Annotated in this window: 14 protein-coding genes; 3 read left to right on the top strand and 11 right to left on the bottom strand. The window is 71.2% G+C overall.

The annotated features are described in order from the left end of the window. The first annotated feature begins 675 nt into the window (after positions 1–675). Positions 676–2,253, top strand: coding sequence for a recombination regulator RecX (recX, locus tag AC27IY_RS23020; RefSeq protein WP_487179130.1), 1,578 nt, complete (start codon positions 676–678; stop codon positions 2,251–2,253). A 401-nt stretch (positions 2,254–2,654) separates the two neighbouring features. Next, a complete protein-coding gene (rny, locus tag AC27IY_RS23025; RefSeq protein WP_449943050.1) occupies positions 2,655–4,274 on the top strand; it encodes a ribonuclease Y in 1,620 nt (539 codons plus the stop codon). A 30-nt stretch (positions 4,275–4,304) separates the two neighbouring features. Here rny and AC27IY_RS23030 read toward each other — a convergent pair whose 3' ends face one another. From AC27IY_RS23030 to AC27IY_RS23055, 6 genes are all read right to left on the bottom strand, one after another. Continuing rightward, a complete protein-coding gene (locus AC27IY_RS23030; RefSeq protein ID WP_487179131.1) occupies positions 4,305–6,044 on the bottom strand; it encodes a S9 family peptidase in 1,740 nt (579 codons plus the stop codon). Between the two features lie 310 nt (positions 6,045–6,354). Then, positions 6,355–7,197, bottom strand: a complete 843-nt coding sequence (locus AC27IY_RS23035) for a glutamate ABC transporter substrate-binding protein (protein ID WP_487179201.1) — start codon at positions 7,195–7,197, stop codon at positions 6,355–6,357. 131 nt (positions 7,198–7,328) lie between these two features. Continuing rightward, positions 7,329–8,210: an amino acid ABC transporter permease gene (locus AC27IY_RS23040; protein ID WP_329583062.1), complete on the bottom strand. Its 882-nt coding sequence runs from the start codon at positions 8,208–8,210 to the stop codon at positions 7,329–7,331. Continuing rightward, a complete protein-coding gene (locus tag AC27IY_RS23045; RefSeq protein ID WP_423473637.1) occupies positions 8,207–8,896 on the bottom strand; it encodes an amino acid ABC transporter permease in 690 nt (229 codons plus the stop codon). Before AC27IY_RS23045 ends, AC27IY_RS23040 begins: the two co-directional genes overlap by 4 nt. Before the next feature lie 77 nt (positions 8,897–8,973). Continuing rightward, positions 8,974–9,828: a glutamate ABC transporter substrate-binding protein gene (locus AC27IY_RS23050; RefSeq protein ID WP_364451022.1), complete on the bottom strand. Its 855-nt coding sequence runs from the start codon at positions 9,826–9,828 to the stop codon at positions 8,974–8,976. A 17-nt stretch (positions 9,829–9,845) separates the two neighbouring features. Beyond that, positions 9,846–10,601, bottom strand: a complete 756-nt coding sequence (locus AC27IY_RS23055; protein WP_344204963.1) for an amino acid ABC transporter ATP-binding protein — start codon at positions 10,599–10,601, stop codon at positions 9,846–9,848. Between the two features lie 137 nt (positions 10,602–10,738). Here AC27IY_RS23055 and miaB point away from each other — a divergent pair, with 137 nt between their 5' ends. Continuing rightward, positions 10,739–12,235, top strand: a complete 1,497-nt coding sequence (gene miaB / locus AC27IY_RS23060) for a tRNA (N6-isopentenyl adenosine(37)-C2)-methylthiotransferase MiaB (RefSeq protein WP_487179132.1) — start codon at positions 10,739–10,741, stop codon at positions 12,233–12,235. Between the two features lie 7 nt (positions 12,236–12,242). Here miaB and AC27IY_RS23065 read toward each other — a convergent pair whose 3' ends face one another. Genes AC27IY_RS23065 through AC27IY_RS23085 form a run of 5 tightly spaced genes read right to left on the bottom strand, consistent with a single transcriptional unit; the run spans position 12,243 to position 19,995 of the window. Continuing rightward, complete coding sequence (locus AC27IY_RS23065) at positions 12,243–12,926, bottom strand: HNH endonuclease family protein (RefSeq protein WP_423445276.1); 684 nt, start codon at positions 12,924–12,926, stop codon at positions 12,243–12,245. A 34-nt stretch (positions 12,927–12,960) separates the two neighbouring features. After that, positions 12,961–16,158: a 2Fe-2S iron-sulfur cluster-binding protein gene (locus tag AC27IY_RS23070; protein WP_487179133.1), complete on the bottom strand. Its 3,198-nt coding sequence runs from the start codon at positions 16,156–16,158 to the stop codon at positions 12,961–12,963. Then, positions 16,155–16,388, bottom strand: a complete 234-nt coding sequence (locus AC27IY_RS23075) for a sarcosine oxidase subunit delta (protein WP_423473630.1) — start codon at positions 16,386–16,388, stop codon at positions 16,155–16,157. Before AC27IY_RS23075 ends, AC27IY_RS23070 begins: the two co-directional genes overlap by 4 nt. Beyond that, positions 16,388–17,602 carry a sarcosine oxidase subunit beta family protein gene (locus tag AC27IY_RS23080; protein ID WP_487179134.1) on the bottom strand — a complete coding sequence of 405 codons (1,215 nt, stop codon included), beginning with the start codon at positions 17,600–17,602 and terminating at the stop codon, positions 16,388–16,390. The genes AC27IY_RS23075 and AC27IY_RS23080 overlap by 1 nt, the downstream gene beginning before the upstream one ends. Continuing rightward, entirely contained in the window at positions 17,599–19,995 is a 2,397-nt protein-coding gene (locus AC27IY_RS23085) for a GcvT family protein (RefSeq protein WP_487179135.1), read from the bottom strand. The genes AC27IY_RS23080 and AC27IY_RS23085 overlap by 4 nt, the downstream gene beginning before the upstream one ends. Between the last annotated feature and the right edge of the window lie 25 nt (positions 19,996–20,020).

The raw sequence follows: 20,020 nt of genomic DNA on the forward strand, positions 1-20,020 counted from the left end.
TCCACCGGCTCTTCCGACGGAGAGCCTGTGCTACCTGGGGGTTCTCCTGTCGATGCCGTAGCACCCGCTGCGGACTCTTTGGAGGGAGATGCCGCCTCGGGCGGTGGCGATTCTGCTGGGCTTGCGTCTGAGGCCAGTCCCGTCGTCATGCCTATGGCCTCCGCCGGCCTGCGCGAGATTTCGCAGGAGGACTCGTCAGCCGACACGTCTGCTGGTGGGCCTCGCGAGATACCGTCCAGCCGTTCCCCTGCGGGGCCGCTGGGCATGCCGCTGAATGGTCCTCACGCGACGACAGACAGCCCGGGACCCTTCGTTCTGGAGGGCTCTGGATCGGCTGATGAGGCGCAGGAGCTTGAGGGCCGTTCCCGCACGTACGAGGCCGCTGACGTCCTCGACGTGCCGATCGGCAGCTCTTCGGATACGCCTTCAGATGGCTCTTCCGGCCTCCCTATAGGTGATCCTTCCGCAGCGGGCGGTTTTCCAGGGGAGACCGGACGCGGAGGCACTCCTCCGGCAGGGGGAAGCGCCGCCGACCCCTTCGAGATACACGCCACAGCGGATTCCGCCGAAGAGGATGCACAGCCGGATCACCTCGAAGGGGGCGTAGCGGCGCATCTCGCTGAGGGCAGCACCATGCCGGATCTAACCCAGGAACATGGGACGGCGTATCCCTCCGTGCGGGAGATCGCGGTGGAGCCCCCGCACGAGGATCTGACAGCGAATGCCGCCGAAGGGAACCAGGCGGCGGACCTCGCTGAAGAGGATGCCGTGGATGATCCCGCCGAGAACGCCACTACTCGGCGCTCCGCAGAGGAAACCGTCGTAGCGGGGTCCCCTGAGGAGGACGCCGATACCGAGGATGACGTCACCGAGGGTGGCGTCGCCACCGAGGGCAGCGCCGAGAATGATGTGATCCTCCAGGGTGTGACTAATCAGGGCGTGATCCGCCAGGGCGCGAGGCCCCAGAATATGGCCCCTCAAGGTGCGGCTGCCCAGGGTGCGGCTGCTCAGGACGTGACCCCCCAGGGCGTGGCTGCTCAAGGCGCGACCCCTCAGGGCGTGGCTGCTCAGGGCGTGACCCCTCAGGGCGTGGCTGCTCAGGGCGTGACCCCTCAGGGCGTGGCTGCTCAGGGCGTGACCCGTCAGGGCATGATCTCCCCGGAGGTGGCTGCTCAGGGTGTGACTCACCAGGACGTGGTTCCCCAGGATGTGGATGCCCTGGGCATGACGCTCCAAGATGTGACTGCCCAGGGTGTGACCGCCCGGGGCCTGACAGTCCAGGATGTGATCCCCCAGGGCGTGACCCTCAAGGACGTGACCTCTCAAGGCGTGACTGCCCAGGGCGTCACCACTCAAAGTGTCACCAATCAGGACGTCACCACTCCCGGCATCACCATTCAGGACGTCACCACCGGGAGTGTGGCGGGGGACGGTGGCGCTGCGGATGGTGGCGCCACGATAGGTGGCGCTGAGGACAGCGGGGCCACGGAGGGAGGCGCTGCTGAGGGTGTTGTCGTGGAGGCTCTTGAAGGGGCTTCGGGGGATCGGGGCGGCGAAAGGCACTCTGCTGACGGTTCCAGTGCCCTGGACTGGGGTGGGAGTCTGCTGGGTGGTGGGGCTGAGGATGGGCAGCGAGGCAGCGCGAGGAAAGGGCGGCGGGGCGGGCGTCGTGCCGGTAGTAAGGGGCGGCGGAGCGCGGGGCGTTCGTGGCTGCCGGATGGGCCCGATGAGGAGAGCCAGGCCGCGTCTACGCCTCCGGCGGATCCGGAGTCGGTGGCTCGGGCCATCGTGCTTCGGCTCCTGACGATGGCGCCCAAGACGCGGGCTCAGCTCGCCGAGGCGCTTCGGAAGCGGGATGTGCCGGAGGAGGCGGCCGACGCGGTTCTCGATCGGTTCTCGGAGTTGGGGCTGATCAACGATGAGGCGTTCGCCGAGGCGTGGGTCGATTCCCGGCATCACGGGCGTGGGCTGGCCAAGCGTGCGCTGGCGGCCGAGTTGCGTCATCGGGGCGTGGACAACGACACGGTCAAGGAGGCTGTGGAGCGCCTGGATTCCGATCAGGAGGCGGAGACGGCTCGGCGGCTGGTGGATCGCAAGCTGGCGTCCACCCGCTCTCTCGATCCGCAGACCCGTACCCGCCGTCTGGCCGGCATGCTCGCCCGCAAGGGGTACTCCTCGGGGCTGGCGTATCGGGTGATTCGGGAGGCGCTGGATGAGGAGGGCATCGATGTGGAGGGCGATGGCTTTCCGTAGGGACGTGGCCGGCCGCCCGTCTGCCCCGTCTCCGGACGGGATCGGGGCGGCGAGGGGGGATTGCGGCATCCATGAGGGATCTTGGGCTCGATGGGGAGTTGCGGGCCCGTAAGACACGCTTGACGACTCGTTTGCTTGCTCGTGACCAGTTCGACGCATAACCTCGACGGCAGTGAGGAGTTACTCCGCGCAGTGCGGATTGCCATACCGGTGAGCGACGGACGAACGAGCGTGGTTGATGAAGGCGGGCGAGGTGTCGGCTGTGCGGGTCGACGCCCGGTCAGTCTTGGCTTGATATCGATCCCGGCACCGTACGGGCTTCGCGTGGCGTGCTTGTGACCCCTCCCATGGTCTGGGTCCGCGTTATGGGGTGTTGACGACGCGAGGAGGGCGGGGCGCACATGGGGCCGCTGGTCGTGGTGCTGATGGTGGCGGTGCTCGTGCTCGCGTTCGGGATGATCGTTGCGCTGCTCGTCGTCATACGCCGCACGTCCGGCACCGCACCCGAAGGGGTGGCGCGGCCGAGTCCCGAGCAGGTGCAGGTCGTGCACGAGGAGCTCGAACAGGCGCGTGAGGAGGCTCGGGAGATCCGCCAGAAGGCGGAGGTCGACGCCGAGGAGATGCTGCGCAGGTCCGAGGCGGCCGCCGAGAGCGCCGCGCGGATGCGGCAGGAGGTCGAGGCGGAGAGCCGCGTGCTCAAGACCGAGCTCAAGGAGCTGCGCGCAGACCTCGAACGCCGCGAGGCCCGCCTGGCCGAGCGCGAGCAGCGGCTGGACGAGGAGGCCCGCCGGCAGTCCGAGCGTGACAGGAAGCTGGCGGAGACGGAGATCGAGCTGGCCGGCCGGCGCGAGGAACTGCTGCAGGTGGAGGACGAGCGGCGGCTCATCTTGGAGCGGGTGACCGGGCTGACGGCCGAGCAGGCCAAGGCCGAGCTGGTCAAGGAGATCGAGAACCAGGCCAAGCGCGAGGCGGCGCTCATCGTACGGGAGATCGAGAGCCAGGCCCGCAAGGAGGGCGAGAAGCGCGCCACCAAGATCGTGACGCTGGCCGTGCAGCGGGTGGCGGCCGAGCAGACGGCCGAGTCGGTGGTCAGCGTGCTGCATCTGCCGGGCGACGAGATGAAGGGGCGCATCATCGGGCGCGAAGGGCGCAACATCCGCGCCTTCGAGTCCACGACCGGCGTCAACCTCATCATCGACGACACGCCCGAAGCGGTGCTGCTGTCCTGCTTCGACCCGGTACGCCGGGAGACCGCGCGGCTCACCCTGGAGAAACTCGTCCTCGACGGGCGCATCCACCCGCAGCGCATCGAGGAGGCGCACGAGCGCAGCCGGCAGGAGGTCCAGGACCTCTGCGCGCGGGCCGGGGAGGACGCCCTCGTCGAGCTGGGCATCACGGACATGCACCCCGAGCTGACGCTCCTGCTGGGCCAGCTCCGCTACCGCACCTCCTACGGCCAGAACGTGCTGAAGCACCTCATCGAGTCCGCGCACATCGCCGGCATCATGGCCGCCGAGCTGAAGCTGGACCAGCGGCTGGTCAAGCGGTGCGCCCTGCTGCACGACATCGGCAAGGCCCTCACGCACGAGGTCGAGGGCAGCCACGCGCTCATCGGCGCCGAGATCGCCCGCCGCTACGGCGAGGAGGAGGACGTGGTGCACGCCATCGAGGCGCACCACAACGAGGTCGAGGTGAAGACCGTCGAAGCGGTTCTCACCCAGGCGGCCGACGCCATCAGCGGCAGCCGGCCGGGCGCGCGGCGGGAGTCGCTGGAGGCGTACGTGAAGCGGCTGGAGCGGCTGGAGGAGATCGCGCAGTCGTACGAGGGCGTGGAGAAGGTGTTCGCCATGCAGGCCGGGCGGGAGATCCGGGTCATGGTGAAGCCGGACGCCATCGACGACATCCAGGCCCAGGTGATCGCGCGGGACGTGGCCAAGCAGGTCGAGGAGGAGCTGACCTATCCCGGGCAGATCAGGATCACGGTGGTGCGGGAGTCGCGGGCGACAGAGTTCGCCCGCTGAGCCGAGCGGAGCCGCCCCGGGGCCCGCGCCTCACGAGAAGATCTGCTGGTAGAAGGCGAGTTCGGCGGCCAGGGCGGCGGTGCGGGTCTCGGTGCGGCGGAAGCCGTGTGACTCGCTCTCGAAAGCCAGATAGGTGCAGGCCACCCCGCGCTCCGACAGCGCGTCGGCGAAGGCCGCCGACTGCTCCGGCGGCACCACGGGATCGTCCAGGCCCTGCAGGAGCAGCATGGGGCAGGAGACGCCGCCGACCAGGGCGAGCGGTTCGCGCTCGGCGTAGACCGCCGGGTCGGGGCGGCCGACGAGCCATTCCACGTACCGGGATTCGAAGTCGTGGGTGTGGGCGACGAGCGGGCCGAGGGCGCTGACGCCGTAGTAGGACACCCCGCCGGCGAAGACGTCCGAGCGGCAGCAGGCGGCCATCACGGTCCAGCCGCCCGCGCTGCCGCCGCGTACCGCGATCTTGGCCGGGTCGGCGAGCCCCTCGGCGGCCAGCCATTTCGCGGCGGCGACGACGTCGGCCACGTCCACCAGGCCCCACTGGCCGCGCAGGCGCTCGCGGTAGGCCCGGCCGTAGCCGGTCGAGCCGCCGTAGTTGACGTCGAGCACGCCGATGCCCCGCGTGGTGAAGAACGCCTTCTCCAGGTCGAACGCGCTGCCCGCGTGGGAGGTCGGGCCGCCGTGGACGAAGATCACGTACGGGGGAAGGCCCTCGACGGCGGGCTCGTACGGCGGATAGAGGTAGGCGTGCACCTCCTCGCCCCCCGGCACCAGGACCGCGCGGGGGACGGGCAGGAGCGCGGGGTCGGGCAGCCGTTCGGCGGCGTCAGGCCGCAGCGGCGTCGTGGCGCCCGAGGCGAGGTCGACGGTCGCGACGGAGCGGGGGATCGTGGCGGCGTAGCCGACGCCCGTGACGGACGTGCCGTCGGCGGTCAGCGCGGCGGTCCAGCCGCTGAAAGGGGTCTCCAGGTCGGTGAGGGTGCCCGACTCCGGGTCGAGCACGCCGAGCCGCAGGTCACCGCGCCCGTGCAGGACCGCGAGCCGGCCGTCTTCGAGCACCGCGTACGGCAGGCCGCCGAGCTGCCACGGCGCCGCCGCGAACTCCTCCTCGGCGGGGCAGAGGGCACGGACGTCCTCGCCGCGCAGGTCGGTCTCGTACAGGTTCCACCAGCCGGAGGCGTCGGAGACGAGGTAGAGGTGGGCGTCGTCGCGCCAGGAGGGGGCCAGCACCGACTCGGCGGGGCCGCCCTTCACCGGCCATGACTCGCCGGTCTCCAGGCTGGTGACGCGGACCTCGGTGGCGTTCCAGGGCATGTGGGGGTGGTTCCAGCAGACATAGGCGAGATGTCGCCCGTCGGGGGACAGGGTGGGGGAGGCGTAGAAGTCGTGCCCGGTGACCCGTACGCGGGGCTCGGCGTCGCCGTCGAGGGGGACGGTCACGATGGCCCGGCTGACCGTGCCGTCGTCGGTGTGCCGCTCGCGTACGCACCAGACCTGCCCGTCGCGAACCAGCAGGTCGGCGTAGCGGGCGCCGTCCTGGGTGAGGGGCTGCGGTTTGCCGTCGGCGCCGAGCAGGTAGAGCCGCTGGTCCTCCAGGTTGGCGAAGACGACCTCGTTCGCGGGGGTCACGGCGTAGGGGTGGCCGCCGTACTCGTGGACCCTGGTGCGGGCGTTCCACGGGGGCGCGAGCAGGTCGTGGCAGGTGCCGTCGGGGGTGCGGCAGATGATCGTGGTGCGTCCGCCCTCGTCGGGGCGGTCCTCCGTCCACCACACCCGACCGTCCCTGGCGGTGGGCCAGGCGGGGCGCGTGCCCGAAGCCGCCACGTCTCGCGTCGATATGGGGGAGGGCCAGAAAGGCATACCCGCATCCTGCCGGAAGATCACCGGCGGTGCCGCCAGGTCCCCCTAGATCACCGGCACTTCCGACCCCCGTCTGAGCTGCGCTCATGTTCCGTCAAGGGCTACGGCTTCCCGCAGGAGCCGGCGGAGGACCCGGGGTGTGAAGGCGAGGCCCCGAGAGGGGCGGGGAGGGCCAGGGGAGCGGATGGAGGGTCCTGGGGGCCCTCAGAGGGTCGGTGGAGGGTCAGGGGCAGGGTTCTGGGCGGGGGAGGGCGGAGGGGAGGGGGAGGCCGGTGTCGCCGAACCACTTGCGCAGCAGCCGGGTGGCCGTCCCGTCGCGCCACATCGCGGCGACCGCCGCGTTCACCGCCTCGCAGGTCGCCGTGTCCCCCTTCTTGATCCCGACCCCCCACCGCTCCTCGCCGATGGGATCGCCGAGCAGCCGGAACCGCCCGGGGGCGGCCGCCGCGTAGCCGGCCAGCACCAGGTTCTCGGTGCTCACCGCGTCGAGCTGCCCGGCGTCGAGCTTGCGTACGCAGTCGGAGTAGTTCTCGGCGGACACCAGGCGCGCCGGCAGGCCCAGCTTGCCGTCCGGCGGCGGGTCGACGATCCGCCGGTACGAGTTCGACCCCTTGGCCAGGCAGAGCCGCGTGCCGCGCAGGTCCTGGACGGTACGGATCGAGGTGTCCGTGGCGCGGACCATCGTGTCCTGGGGCACCGACACGTACGGCCCGCCGAACGTCACCTTGGGCCTGCGCGCCTCGGTGATCGCGTAGGTGGCGAAGATCAGATCCACGGCGCCGTTCTGGAGCATGGCCTCGCGGCTGGACGAGGGCGTCTCCCGCCAGGTGATCCGCACGTCCTCGCCGGGGGCGAGCGCGTGGACGACGTACTTGGCGACGTCGATGTCGAAGCCCTGCGGCTCGCCGGTGCCGGGCTTCAGCCCCAGCCCCGGCTGGTCCCACTTGGTGCCGACGGTGACCCGTCCGCTGCCCCTGACCTTTTCCACGACGGTGGCGTACGAGCCGCCGGAGCCGCAGGAGACGAGACACACGGCCAGGCAGAGGGGCGTCCCCGCGACCCGCATCTCCACCACCGGCCTCTCCCTGCGTCCAGGAGAAGTGTGCGTGGCGAAGATCGCGGGAGGGCCGCCACGCGAGCGGCCCTCACCGAGCCGTGACCCCTTCTTGGGGCTTTCCCTGCCGGGGGATCAGGTCCTCAGAGCGTGGCGGTGGCCCCTCCGGCGCCGACGGCCGGGGGAGCCGCGACCGGGCCCGCCGCGGACGTACGGCTGCGCCGGCTGCGCCGCTCCAGCCAGTGCGCGAGGGCGCCGAGTGCCAGGTTGATCAGCACGTAGATCAGCGCCAGCACGATCGCGCTCGGGATGAGGTTGCCGTAGTTGACCGCGAACTGCTTGAGCCCGGCGTTCAGCAGGTCCTCGTAGGCGATGATCCAGCCGAGCGCGGTGTCCTTGAGCAGCACGACCATCTGGCTGACGATCGCCGGCATCATGGCCGTCGTCGCCTGCGGCACCAGCACCAGCCGCATGACCTGCGACTTGCGCAGCCCGATGGCGTACGCGGCCTCGGACTGCCCCTTCGGCACGGCGAGGATGCCGGCCCGGACGATCTCCGCCAGCACCGACCCGTTGTACAGCGTCAGGCCGATGACCACGGCCCAGAACGCCGGCACGCTCATCGTGTAGCCGCTCAGCGTCGCCGGGCCGGCCTGCACGAAGAAGATGAGGATGAGCAGCGGGATGGCGCGGAAGAACTCCACGACGCCGCCGCACACCGTACGGATCACCTTGTGGTCGGAGAGCCGGCCGAGGCCGAACAGCACGCCGAAGATCACCGCGAGCACCGCCGCGACCACCGCCGCCTGCAACGTGCCGACCAGGCCGGGCAGGATGAACCCGGTCCAGGTGTCGCCGCGCAGGAACGGCTCCCACTTGGCCGCGTCGAGCTGGCCCTTCTCGCCCAGCGTGGAGATGACCAGGTAGGCGATGAACAGCAGCACGGCGGCCGACAGCAGCGTGAGCGCGTTGTTGCGCAGCCGGGCACGCGGCCCGGGGGCGTCGAACAGGACGTTCGTGCTCATCGCGCCACCGCCATGCGCTTGGCCAGCCAGCCGAACAGGAAGCCGGTGGGAAGGGTCAGGACCATGTAACCGAAGGCGAAGCCCAGGAAGATGGGGATGGTGCCGCCGTAGTCGTCGAACATCTGCTTCATCTGCGCCGCGGCGTCGAGGTAGCTCGCCACGATGACGATCGTGGTGTTCTTGGCGAGCGCGATCAGGATGCTGCCGAGCGGCGAGATGACCGCACGGAACGCCTGGGGCAGCACCACGAGCCGCAGCGTCTGCGTGAACGTCAGGCCGATCGCGCGGGCCGCTTCCGCCTGCCCCATGGACACGGTGTTGATGCCCGAGCGCAGCGCCTCGCAGACGAACGTCGCGGTGTAGGCGGACAGACCGGCCACCGCCCACCAGAAGTAGTTGGTGGTGGGGTCGCCGGAGAAGGTGAGCTGCATCGTGTCGCTCAGCCCGAGCGCGCACAGGATCAGCACGAGGGTGAGCGGGGTGTTGCGCACCACGTTGACGTACGCCGCGCCGGCCCAGCGCAGGACGGGCGTCGGCGCGACCCGCATGGCCACCAGGATCGTGCCGAGAATGAGCGCGATGACGGCGCTGGTCAGGGTGAGCCTGATGGTCGCCCAGAACCCGAGGAGGATCTTGTCGAGCTCCTGGACGAGCGGCGAGAAATCAAAAAGGGCGGAGGTGTCCATGACTTTCCTCGTCAGGGGAGCTCACCGGCGGGCGCGCTGACGCGCCCGCCGGTGAGTGACCGGGTCTTGGACGGGGATCAGGCGCAGCCCTCGGCGGGGGGCGCCGCGGTCTCCATCTTCAGTCCGGTGCCGTCGAAGTGCTTCGCCAGGAGCTTGGCGGCCGTGCCGTCGGACCACATCTCACCGATGATCTTGTTGATCTCGTTGCAGGTCTCGATGTCGCCCTTCTTCAGGCCGACGCCGTACTTCTCGTCCGTGAACGGGGCGCCCGCGACCTTCACGCTGGAGCCTTCGCGCTTGGCGAAGCCGGCGAGAATCGTGTCGTCGGTCGTCACCACGTCGACGGCGCTGCTCTTGAGCTTGGCGATGCACTCGTCGTAGCCGCCCGCGGGGACGAGGGTGGCCTCGACCTTGAGGTTCTGCTTGTTGGTGCCCTCGGTGATGTTCTTCCACGAGTTGGAGCCGCTGACCTGGCAGACCTTCTTGCCCTTCAGCGTCTCCAGGCTGGTGATCGAGGAGTCGTCGGCCCGGATCAGGGAGTCCTGGTGCGCCAGGTAGTAGGGCCCGGAGAAGGTCACCTGGGGCTTGCGGGCCTCGGTGATCGAGTAGGTCGCGATCACCATGTCGACCTGGCCCTGCTTCAGGAAGCTCTCACGGTTGGCCGAGCGGGCCTCCTTGAACTCGATCCCGCTCTCAGGAACGCCGAGCTTGCCGGCGATGTACTTGGCCACATCGACGTCGAAGCCCTCGACCGTGCCGTCAGGCTTCTTCAGCCCGAGCCCGGGCTGGTCGTACTTCACGCCGATGACGAGCTTCTTCTCGTCCTTGGCCTTCTGCAACACGGTGGTGGCCTCGCCGCCGCCGCAGGCGGTGAGACCGGCGATCATGGCGCCGGCCGCGGCCAGGGCAACACCCACCCGTCGGAACTGCATGTCCTACCTCGGCTCTCTCAATGCGTCAGAATCTTGGAAAGGAAATCCTTGGCCCGGTCGGTCTGGGGCGAGCCGAAGAAGGCGTCGGGGGTGTTCTCCTCGACGATCTGGCCGTCGGCCATGAACACCACCCGGTTCGCCGCCCGGCGGGCGAAGCCCATCTCGTGGGTGACCACCATCATGGTCATCCCATCGCGGGCCAGGCTCACCATGACATCCAGGACTTCCTGCACCATCTCGGGGTCCAGCGCGGACGTCGGCTCGTCGAAGAGGATCATCTTCGGCTCCATGGCGAGCGCCCGCGCGATCGCCACCCGCTGCTGCTGGCCGCCGGAGAGCTGCGCGGGGTACTTCTGCGCCTGCGCGGCGATGCCGACCCGCTCCAGCAGCTCCATGGCCCGCCGCTCGGCGGCCTCGCGGCTCTGGCCGCGCACCTTGATCGGGCCGAGCGTGACGTTCTCCAGGATCGTCTTGTGCGCGAACAGGTTGAAGGACTGAAAGACCATGCCGACTTCCGAACGCAGTCTGGCCAGCCCCTTGCCCTCCTCCGGAAGAGGCTGACCGTCGAAGACGATGCGGCCTCCGTCGATCGTCTCCAGCCGGTTGACGGTCCGGCAGAGGGTCGACTTCCCGCCCCCCGATGGGCCGATGACGACCAGGACCTCGCCCCGGAAGACGGTCAAGTTGATGTCCTTCAGGACGTGCAGCGCCCCGAAGTGTTTGTTGACGTTCTCCAACCGTACGAGTGGAGCGCCGTCACCGTTGTCCGTCATGGGTAGAACCGTACGGGCCTCCAGGACGCTGGTCACTAACCGAGCGGTACCGATCCGATCACATCCGGCCGTCAAGCTGGCCTTTTAGATCGGTACGGACCGTCGGGAGCCGGACAACGACTACCCTGGAATGTGCCATGACTGTGACCCAGGAGGGCGCCCGCACGTACGAAGTGCGCACATACGGGTGCCAGATGAACGTCCACGACTCCGAGCGGCTTTCCGGCCTGCTGGAGGAGGCCGGCTACGTGCCCGCGTCCGGCGGCGAGACCGCCGACGTGGTCGTGTTCAACACGTGCGCCGTGCGGGAGAACGCCGACAACCGCCTCTACGGCAACCTCGGCCACCTCCGCCCCGCCAAGGTCCGCAACCCGCGCATGCAGATCGCGGTGGGCGGCTGCCTGGCGCAGAAGGACCAGGGCGAGATCGTCCGCAAGGCGCCCTGGGTGGACGTGGTGTTCGGCACCCACAACATCGGCTCGCTGCCGGTGCTGCTGGAGCGGGCCCGCGTCGAGGGCGAGGCGCAGGTCGAGCTGAAGGAGTCGCTGGAGACCTTCCCCTCCACGCTGCCCACCAGGCGCGAGTCCGCCTACGCCGCCTGGGTCGCGATCTCGGTCGGCTGCAACAACACCTGCACCTTCTGCATCGTGCCGTCGCTGCGCGGCAAGGAGAAGGACCGCCGGCCTGGCGACATCCTGGCCGAGGTGCGCACGCTGGTCGAGCAGGGCGTGCTTGAGGTCACGCTGCTGGGCCAGAACGTCAACACCTACGGCGTCGAGTTCGGCGACCGGCTCGCCTTCGGCAAGCTGCTGCGCACCTGCGGTGACGTCGAGGGCCTGGAGCGGGTGCGCTTCACCTCGCCGCACCCGGCCGCGTTCACCGACGACGTGATCGCCGCCATGGCCGAGACGCCCAACGTCATGCACCAGCTCCACATGCCGCTCCAGTCGGGCTCCGACCGGGTGCTGAAGGCGATGCGCCGCTCCTACCGCGCCGAGCGCTACCTCGGCATCATCGAGCGGGTGCGCGCCGCCATGCCCGACGCGGCGATCTCCACCGACATCATCGTGGGCTTCCCCGGCGAGACCGAGGAGGACTTCCAGGGCACGCTCGACGTGGTGCGGCAGAGCCGCTTCGCCAACGCCTTCACCTTCCAGTACTCCATCCGCCCCGGCACCCCGGCGGCCACCATGCCCGACCAGGTGCCGAAGGAGGTCGTCCAGGAGCGCTACGAGCGGCTGGTCGCGCTGCAGGAGGAGATCTCCTGGGAGGAGAACAAGAAGCAGGTCGGCCGCACCCTCGACGTGCTGGTCGCCGAGGGCGAGGGCCGCAAGGACGACGCCACGCGCCGCCTGTCCGGCCGCGCCCCCGACAACCGCCTGGTCCACTTCGCCGCCGGTGACGAGACGCCGCGGCCGGGTGACCTGGTGACGGTCGAGGTGACGTACGCGGCGCCGCACCACCTGGTGGCCGACGGCCCGGTGCGCGCGCTGCGCCGCACCCGCGCCGGCGACGCCTGGGAGGCCCGGCAGGGCGGCTCGGGGGCCGCTCCCGGCGTGATGCTCGGCATGCCGACCATCGGCCGCCCGGCTCCCGCTCCCGCCCCGGCGGCGAGCGGCTGCTCCCTCACCTGACGGCGGCTCAGCAGTCGTCGAGGATGGTCTCCATGGCCGACTTCTCGGCGGCGGTGACCCAGACGTCGTACTTCGCCTTGACGTCGATCTGGCGGGCGATGTACGTGCAGCGGTAGGACTTGAGCGGCGGCAGCCAGGTGGCGGCGTCGGAGTCGCTCTTCTGGCCGTTCAGCGGGCCGTCCGTGGCCTGGAGGTTCAGCGGGTCGTTGGCGAACTCCTTGCGCTTGGTGGCCGACCACTGCTGGGCGCCCTTCTGCCAGGCGTCCGAGAGCGGGATGAGGTGGTCGATCTGGACGGCCGTGCTGGTGTCCTGGCCGCGCTTGAACTTGATCGTCTTGCCGCTGTAGGGGTCCTTCAGCGTGCCGGTGAGCACGATGCAGTCGTGCGTGCCGGACTTGAAGGTCTCGTCCTCCAGGTCGCGCTTGAGAATGTCGTTGCGGGTGTCGCAGCCGTTGCGGTCGACGTCGGCCCAGGAGGGGCCGAACTTGTCGCGGTCGAAGCCGGTGCGCGGGGCGCGGCCCTTGACCTGGAGCTTGGCGAGCTTTTTGCGGGCGTCGGAGATCGAGGCCGAGTCGGGCTTGGACGCCTTGTCGGAGGAGTTACCGGTGGAGAGCTGGGCGTCCAGCTCGCCGCACCCTGTCGCCAGCACCGCCACCGTGGACAGACCCGCCACCAACGCCCGTACGCGCACGTCGAACTCCCGAAACTCAAGGTTTTCGTAAAGCTTAGGGATAAATGCCCTCAAGAGCGTCGAGTAGCCATTCCGCGAGATAACGGGTGAACGACGACCGCACATGGATCCGGTACGTGTCCGCGGCCCGCCGCTCCAGCAGCACGGACGCCTGCCCCAGGAAGGTCTGGGCGTGGCCGGGGAACACCGACGGATGCAGGTCGAGCGGGCAGCCGGTGATCAGGACGTCGTCGGCCGCGGGGCCGGACAGCTCCAGGATCGTCCGCTGGTCCGACACGTCCACCCATTCCGGGCCGGGAGCGACGTTCCCGGTGACGAGCCACCAGGACGGGCCCAGCGCGAGGCCCATCCCGGGGTCTGCCCCCCGGACCTCCCACATGGGCTCGAAGGCGATCTCGCGCAGCCGCGCGGCCGGGGTGCTCGCCGCCTGGAAGCGGGCGGCGAACGCGGCGGCCGGGCTCTCGGCGGGCCGCGGCTCCCCCTGGTAGGGGCCCACTTCCACGGTCAGCGGGAGGCCGTCGCGGCGGTCGTTGCCCGGATCGAGGAAGACGGGGGAGCAGACGGTGACGGGGTGGGCCGCGCCGTCGCACACGGCGGTGAGCCGGTCGCCCGGCTCGGCGTCCCTGACCAGGGCGAGCGCGAAGCCACGGCCGAGCGCCGCGCTCGCGTAGCCGGAGGTGACGTGCCCCAGCGGCGGCGTGCCGTCTCCGGAGGCGACCTGCCCGAGCGGGAGTGTGCCGTTGCCGGGGGTGAGCTGCCCGAGCGTCCCGCCGTCGGCGGGCGCCGGCGTGCGGACGAGTTGCGCGCCTTCGGGCACGACCGTCGCCGGGTCGTCGGGCAGCAGGCCGACCAGGCGTTTGCGGCCGGGGCGGGCGGTGTCCGGGCGGGCGTGGGAGCGCTTGCCGACGAAGTCGGGCTTGCGGGAGGAGACGATCCATGACATGCCGAGGTCCTGCGGCGTCACGGTGCCGTCGGTGTCCTGGCCGACGATGGCGAAGCCCTTCTCGGCGCGCAGCACGTGCATGGTCTCGGTCCCGTACGGCACCGCGCCGAGGTCGAGCACCGCCTCCCACAGCGCCCGGCCGTGCCGCCAGGGCACGTTCACCTCGTACGCCAGCTCGCCCGAGAAGCTGATCCTGAACACCCGCCCGGTCACCCCGAGCACGTCGGTCTCGGCGTACCGCATGAACGCCAGGTCCACCGCGCCGGGCGCGACGGCGGCGATCACCTCGCGGGCCCGCGGCCCGGCCACCGCGACCGTCGCCCAGTGGTCGGTCACCGAGGTGAACGACACCTCCAGCTCCGGCCACTCGGTCTGATGCCACTCCTCCAGCCAGTCGAGCACGGCGGCGGCGTTGCCGGTGGTCGTGGTCATGAGGTAGTGCGTCTCGGCCAGCCGGGTCATCGTGCCGTCGTCGAACACCATGCCGTCCGCGCCGCACATCAGCCCGTAGCGGCAGGCGCCGACGGGCAGCGTGGAGTAGAGGTTCGTGTAGATCCGGTCGAGGAAGGCGCCCGCGTCCGCGCCCCGGACGTCGATCTTGCCGAGCGTGGAGGCGTCCATGGCGGCCACGCCGGTGCGCGCGGCCTCGCACTCGCGCCGCACGGCCGCCGCCATCGTCTCGCCCCCGCGCGGGAAGTACCAGGGGCGCTTCCACTGACCGACGTCCTCGAACACGGCCCCGAGCGCGACGTGCGCGTCGTGCATGGCCGTGGTCCTGACTGGGTCGGACAGCTCACCCCGGTCGCGCCCGGCCAGCGTGGCGAAGGACACCGGCGTGTACGGCGGCCGGAACGTCGTCGTCCCCACCTGCCCCGGCGCCGCCCCCAGCAGGGCGGCCATCACGCCCACGACCACCGCGCCCGACGTCTTGCCCTGGTCGGCGCCGGTGCCCGCGGTCGTGTAGCGCTTGACGTGCTCCACCGAACGCAGCCCGGCCCCGGTGGCCCTGGCCAGGTCGCCCACGGTCACGTCCCGGTGCAGGTCGGCGAAGGCGGGCTCCGGAGAAGAACTGCTCACGGACCAGACGGCCGCCGGCGGGCGCTCGGGCCGCCGGTCGTCCTCGGGGACGCGCGACCCGTCCCAGGAGCTCCCGGCCGCCTCGGCCCCGGCGGCGTACCCGTCGGCGATGGCCTCGCTCGTGCCGTAGAGCCCGCGGCAGGCCCCGGCCGACCGCTCGGCCTGCGCGGACGTGCCCGGCACGAAGGCCAGCAGCTCCTCGTCGTAGCGGAGCCGGCCCTGGGACTGGCTGAACAGCTGCACCGCCGGGTTCCAGCCGCCCGCGACGGCCAGCAGGTCGCACGCGAACTCCCGGTCACCCGCCCGTACGCCGGTCAGCACGCCCTCAGCGTCGCCTGAGGTGCCCGTCACGACCTGCCCGGCCAGCACCTCCACCCCCTCGACGGGCGGCGGGCCGGGCCGCGGGTCCACGATCGCCAGCACCTCCACCCCGGCGTCCGCCAGGTCGCGGGCGGCCTCGTAGCCGGAGTCGGCGCAGGCGAACACCACCGCCCGCCGTCCGGCCCGCACGCCGTATCGGTTGGCGTACGCGCGGGCGGCCGAGGCGAGCATCACCCCAGGCCGGTCGTTGCCGGGGAAGGCGAGCGAGCGCTCGTGCGCGCCCGTCGCCAGCACCACCCGCCGCGCCCTGATGTGCCACAGCCGCTCGCCGCGCGGCCGCCGCTCCACGGCGACCACGTAGTCGTGGTCGTAGTAGCCGACGGCGGTGGTCCTGGTCAGCACGCGGGCGGGCAGCTCCAGGCCGGCCACCCACTCCAGGGCGGGCCGGCCGTCCAGGGTGACCCGGCTGTTCAGCAGGTCCCCGCCGAGCCGCGGCTGGTCGTCCACGAGGATCACCCGCGCGCCGGCCCGCCCGGCGGCCGCCGTGGCCGCCAGCCCGGCCGGGCCGCCGCCGACCACGAGCACGTCGCAGTGCAGGTAGCCCTTGTCGCAGCGGCGCTCGTCCCGCGCGTCCGGGTCGACGCTGCCCTTGCCGCGCAGGCTCCACGCCTCCAGCCCGTCGTACAGCTCGACCGTGGTGGCCGCGAGCATGGGGTCGGCGCCCACGCGGACCAGCGCGTTCGGCTCCTCGGGGCCGGCGGTGAAGACGCCGCGCGGGCGGCCCAGCTCCACGCTCCGGCCGACCACGCGCACCCCGCCCCGCAGCAGCGCGGCGGCCAGCGTGTCGCCCGGCTCGCCCCGGTAGGCGCGGCCGTCGAAGGTGAATCTCATCTGATCTCCTGCGTGACCGTGTGCCGCTCGACCGTGAACCAGGTGCGGCAGCCGTGCGCGTGGAACCAGCGCTCGTGGAACCAGCCCTTGGGGTTGTCGCGCATGAAGACGTACTCGGCCCACTCGGCGTCCGTGGTCTCGCCTGCCGGGTAGGCGATGCCGGCCTGGCCGCCGTAGCGGAACTCGGTCTCGTCGCGCGGGCCGCAGAAGGGGCAGGGGATGAGCAGCATCAGTGCGCCACCGCCGCCGCGCCGTGCTCGTCGATGAGCGCCCCCGTGGTGAACCTCTCCAGCGCGAACGGCTCGGCGAGCGGGTGCGGGCGGCCGTGCGCGATCGTGTCGGCGTACACCCAGCCGGAGCCCGGGGTGGCCTTGAAGCCGCCGGTGCCCCAGCCCGCGTTGATGAAAAGGTTCTCGACCGGCGTGCGGCCGATGATCGGGGAGGCGTCGGGGGAGACGTCCACGATGCCGGCCCAGGTGCGCAGCACGCGCACCCGGCTGAAGATCGGGAACAGCTCCAGCGCCGCCGCCATCTGCGCCTCGATCACGTGCACGCCGCCGCGCTGGCCGTAGGAGTTGTACGCGTCGATGCCCGCCCCCATGACCAGCTCGCCCTTGTGCGCCTGGCTCACGTAGACGTGGACGGCGTTCGACATCACCACGCAGTCCAGCACCGGCTCCAGCAGCTCCGACACCAGCGCCTGCAACGGGTGCGACTGCAGCGGCAGCCGGAACCCGGCCAGCTCCGCCAGCACCGACGTGTGCCCGGCGGCGGCCAGCGCCACCTTGCCGGCCGCGATCCGGCCGCGCGAGGTGCGCACGGCCGCGACCCGGCCGCCGGTGATCTCGAAGCCGGTGACCTCGCAGCCCTGGATGAGGTCGATCCCGTACGCGTCCGCCTGCCGGGCCAGCGCCCACGCCACGTGGTCGTGCTTGGCGATGCCGCCGCGCCGCTGCAGCGTCGCGCCCAAGACCGGGTGCCTGGGCCGGTCGGAGACGTCGATGATCGGGCAGAACTTCTTCACCTCGGCGGCGTCCAGCCACTCGGCGTCCACGCCGTTGAGCCGGTTGGCCTCGACCCGGCGGCGGCCCTCGCGCACGTCGCCCAGGCTGTGCGCCAGGTTGAGCACGCCGCGCTGGCTGAACTGCAGGTCGTAGTCCAGCTCCTCGCTCAGCCCCTCCCACAGCTTGAGCGAGTGCTCGTAGATGGCGGCGCTCTCGTCCCACAGGTAGTTGGAGCGGATGATCGTGGTGTTGCGGGCCATGTTGCCGCCGGCCAGCCAGCCCTTCTCCAGGACGGCGACGTTGGTCAGTCCGTGGTTCCTGGCCAGGTAGTAGGCGGTGGCCAGGCCGTGGCCGCCGCCGCCGACGATCACCACGTCGTAGGACTGGCGCGGGTCGGGGTCGCGCCAGAGGAAGTCGGGGTGGGTGCGGGGCCGGGTCAACGCCTGATCTTCTCCATCCCGGGGTCGTACAGTGGCTCGGCGGCGACCTCCGCGGGAACGCGGCGGCCGAAGTAGGAAATATCGACTTGTGTCCCGGGAACCGCCAGCTCGGCCGGCAGCCAGGCGTAGGCGATCGGGCGCTGGACGGTGTGGCCATAGGCGGCGCTGGTGACGTGGCCGACGATGCGGCCGCCGTGCCGTACGGGCTCCTTGCCCATGACGACCTCGGCGCTGAGCAGCGGGACCAGCTTGCGGGTGACCTCGCGGCGCAGGGCGTCGCGGCCGAGGAAGTCCTTGTCGTCGCGGACGGCGAAGGCGAGCCCCGCCTCGTACGGGTTGTGCTCGCTCGTCATGTCCACCCCCCACAGACGGTAGCCCTTCTCCACCCGCAGGCTGGTGAACGCGGCCCGCCCGCCGGCGACCGCGAGCCCTCTGGCCCAGAGGGTGTCCCACAGCTTGAGCCCCATGTCGGCGGTGGTGTAGAGCTCCCAGCCCAGCTCGCCGACGTACGACACCCGCAGGGCCAGCACCGGAACGTGCCCGACATATCCGGACTTGCAGGTGAAGTAGCGGAAGCCCTCGTTCGACAGGTCCAGGTCCGTCAGCGGCTGCACCAGCTCCCTCGCCTGCGGCCCCCACACCCCGACGCAGCAGGTGCCGGGCGTGATGTCGCGCACCTGTACGCCGCCCGGCGCGTGCCGGGAGAGCCAGTCGAGGTCGAGGTTGCCGTTCGCGCCGATCTGGAAGCGCTCCTCGGCCAGGCGGGCGACGGTCAGGTCCGAGCGGATGCCGCCCCTGGCGTCCAGCAGCAGGGTGTAGGTGACCGAGCCGGGCTTCCTGTCCACGTTGTTCGTGGTCATGCGCTGCAGGAACGCCGCCGAGCCCGGGCCGCTCACCTCGATCCGCTTGAGCGGGGTCATGTCGTAGAGCGCCACGCGCTCCCTGGTCGCGTGCGACTCGGCGGCCGCGACCGGCGACCAGTAGCGGCTCGCCCAGGCGTCCCGCTGCGCCGCGCCCAGCAACGGCTCGTCCGACAGGCTCTCCAGCAGCGGCGCGTTCGCCTCGAACCACTGCGGCCGCTCCCAGCCGGACCCCTCCAGGAAGTACGCCCCCAGCTCCCGCTGCCGCACGTGGAACGGGCTGGTGCGCAGCGGCCGCGGCGACTCCATCGGCTGCAGCGGATGGATGACGTCGTAGACCTCGACGAAGTTCTGCTTGCCGCGCTCCTCGACGAAGGCGGGCGAGAGCTGCGCCTGCTCGAACCTGGCCAGGTCGCACTCGTGCAGGTCGAACCCGGACGTCCCGTCCACCAGCAGCTCGGCCACCGCCCGCGCGACTCCCGCCGAGTGCGTCACCCACACGGCCTCGGCCAGCCAGAAGCCGTCGAGGTGCGGCGCCTCGCCGATCAGCGGGAAGCCGTCGGGGGTGAAGGAGAAGACGCCGTTGATGCCGTCCTCGTACGCGGAGCCGCCGAGCGCGGGCAGCAGCTCGACGGCGTCCCGCCAGGCCGGCTCGAAGTCCTCCTCGGTGAACGCCTGCACCGACGGCATCACCGTGCCCTTGGCCGGGATCTCCTCCTGGGTGACCGGCATGGGGCGGTGGGCGTAGGAGCCGATGCCGATGCGGTCGCCGTGCTGCCGGAAGTACAGGTCGCGGTCCTGGTGGCGGAGGATGGGGCCGGGGCGGCCCAGGTCGAGCGGGCCCGACTTGGCGTACTGGTGGGCGAGCGGCAGCAGCGGCACCGTCAGGCCGGCCAGCTTCCCGATCGACGGCCCCCAGAAGCCGGCCGCGCACACCACCACGTCGGCGGGGATCGTCCGGTGCTCCCCGCCGGTCAGCACCGACACGCCGGTGACCCGGCCGCCGTGCTGCTCGATGCCGACGACCGTGTGCCGTTCCAGGAAGCGCGCGCCGCGCTCGCTCGCCCGCGCCGCCTGCGTCTCGCCGCAGGCGACCGCCGCGGCGAGTCCGTCCGTGGGCACGTGGAAGCCCCCGAACACCTTCGTACGGTCCAGCAGCGGCCACAGCTCCACGCAGGCGTCGGCGTCGAGCAGCCGGCCCTCGACGCCCCACGACTCGGCCCAGCCGAGCTTGCGGTGCAGGTCGGCCCAGCGTTCGGGGGTGGTGGCCACCTCCAGGCCGCCCACCTGGCGGAAGCAGTGCTCGCCGAGCGCCGTGTACTTGCGCACGGTGTAGGCGGCGAACTCGGTCATCGTCTTGGCGGGGTTGGTCTGGAAGACCAGGCCGGGCGCGTGCGAGCTGGATCCGCCCGCCGCGAACAGCGGCCCCTGCTCCAGCACGGTGACGTCGGTCCAGCCGCGGTCGGTGAGCTCGTCGGCCAGGGCGCACCCGACGATCCCGGCGCCGATGATCACCAAGCGGGGCCGACTCATGGCGCCTCCGGTTGTTCCTTAATGC

This window comes from Nonomuraea sp. B208 (genome assembly GCF_057536035.1).

Coding starts and splice junctions, on each gene's coding strand:
- rny (WP_449943050.1), top strand. CDS start 2,655: ATGGGGCCGCTGGTCGTGGTGCTGATGGTGGCGGTGCTCGTGCTCGCG.
- AC27IY_RS23035 (WP_487179201.1), bottom strand. CDS start 7,197: ATGCGGGTCGCGGGGACGCCCCTCTGCCTGGCCGTGTGTCTCGTCTCC.
- AC27IY_RS23040 (WP_329583062.1), bottom strand. CDS start 8,210: ATGAGCACGAACGTCCTGTTCGACGCCCCCGGGCCGCGTGCCCGGCTG.
- AC27IY_RS23045 (WP_423473637.1), bottom strand. CDS start 8,896: ATGGACACCTCCGCCCTTTTTGATTTCTCGCCGCTCGTCCAGGAGCTC.
- AC27IY_RS23050 (WP_364451022.1), bottom strand. CDS start 9,828: ATGCAGTTCCGACGGGTGGGTGTTGCCCTGGCCGCGGCCGGCGCCATG.
- AC27IY_RS23055 (WP_344204963.1), bottom strand. CDS start 10,601: ATGACGGACAACGGTGACGGCGCTCCACTCGTACGGTTGGAGAACGTC.
- miaB (WP_487179132.1), top strand. CDS start 10,739: ATGACTGTGACCCAGGAGGGCGCCCGCACGTACGAAGTGCGCACATAC.
- AC27IY_RS23070 (WP_487179133.1), bottom strand. CDS start 16,158: ATGAGATTCACCTTCGACGGCCGCGCCTACCGGGGCGAGCCGGGCGAC.
- AC27IY_RS23075 (WP_423473630.1), bottom strand. CDS start 16,388: ATGCTGCTCATCCCCTGCCCCTTCTGCGGCCCGCGCGACGAGACCGAG.
- AC27IY_RS23085 (WP_487179135.1), bottom strand. CDS start 19,995: ATGAGTCGGCCCCGCTTGGTGATCATCGGCGCCGGGATCGTCGGGTGC.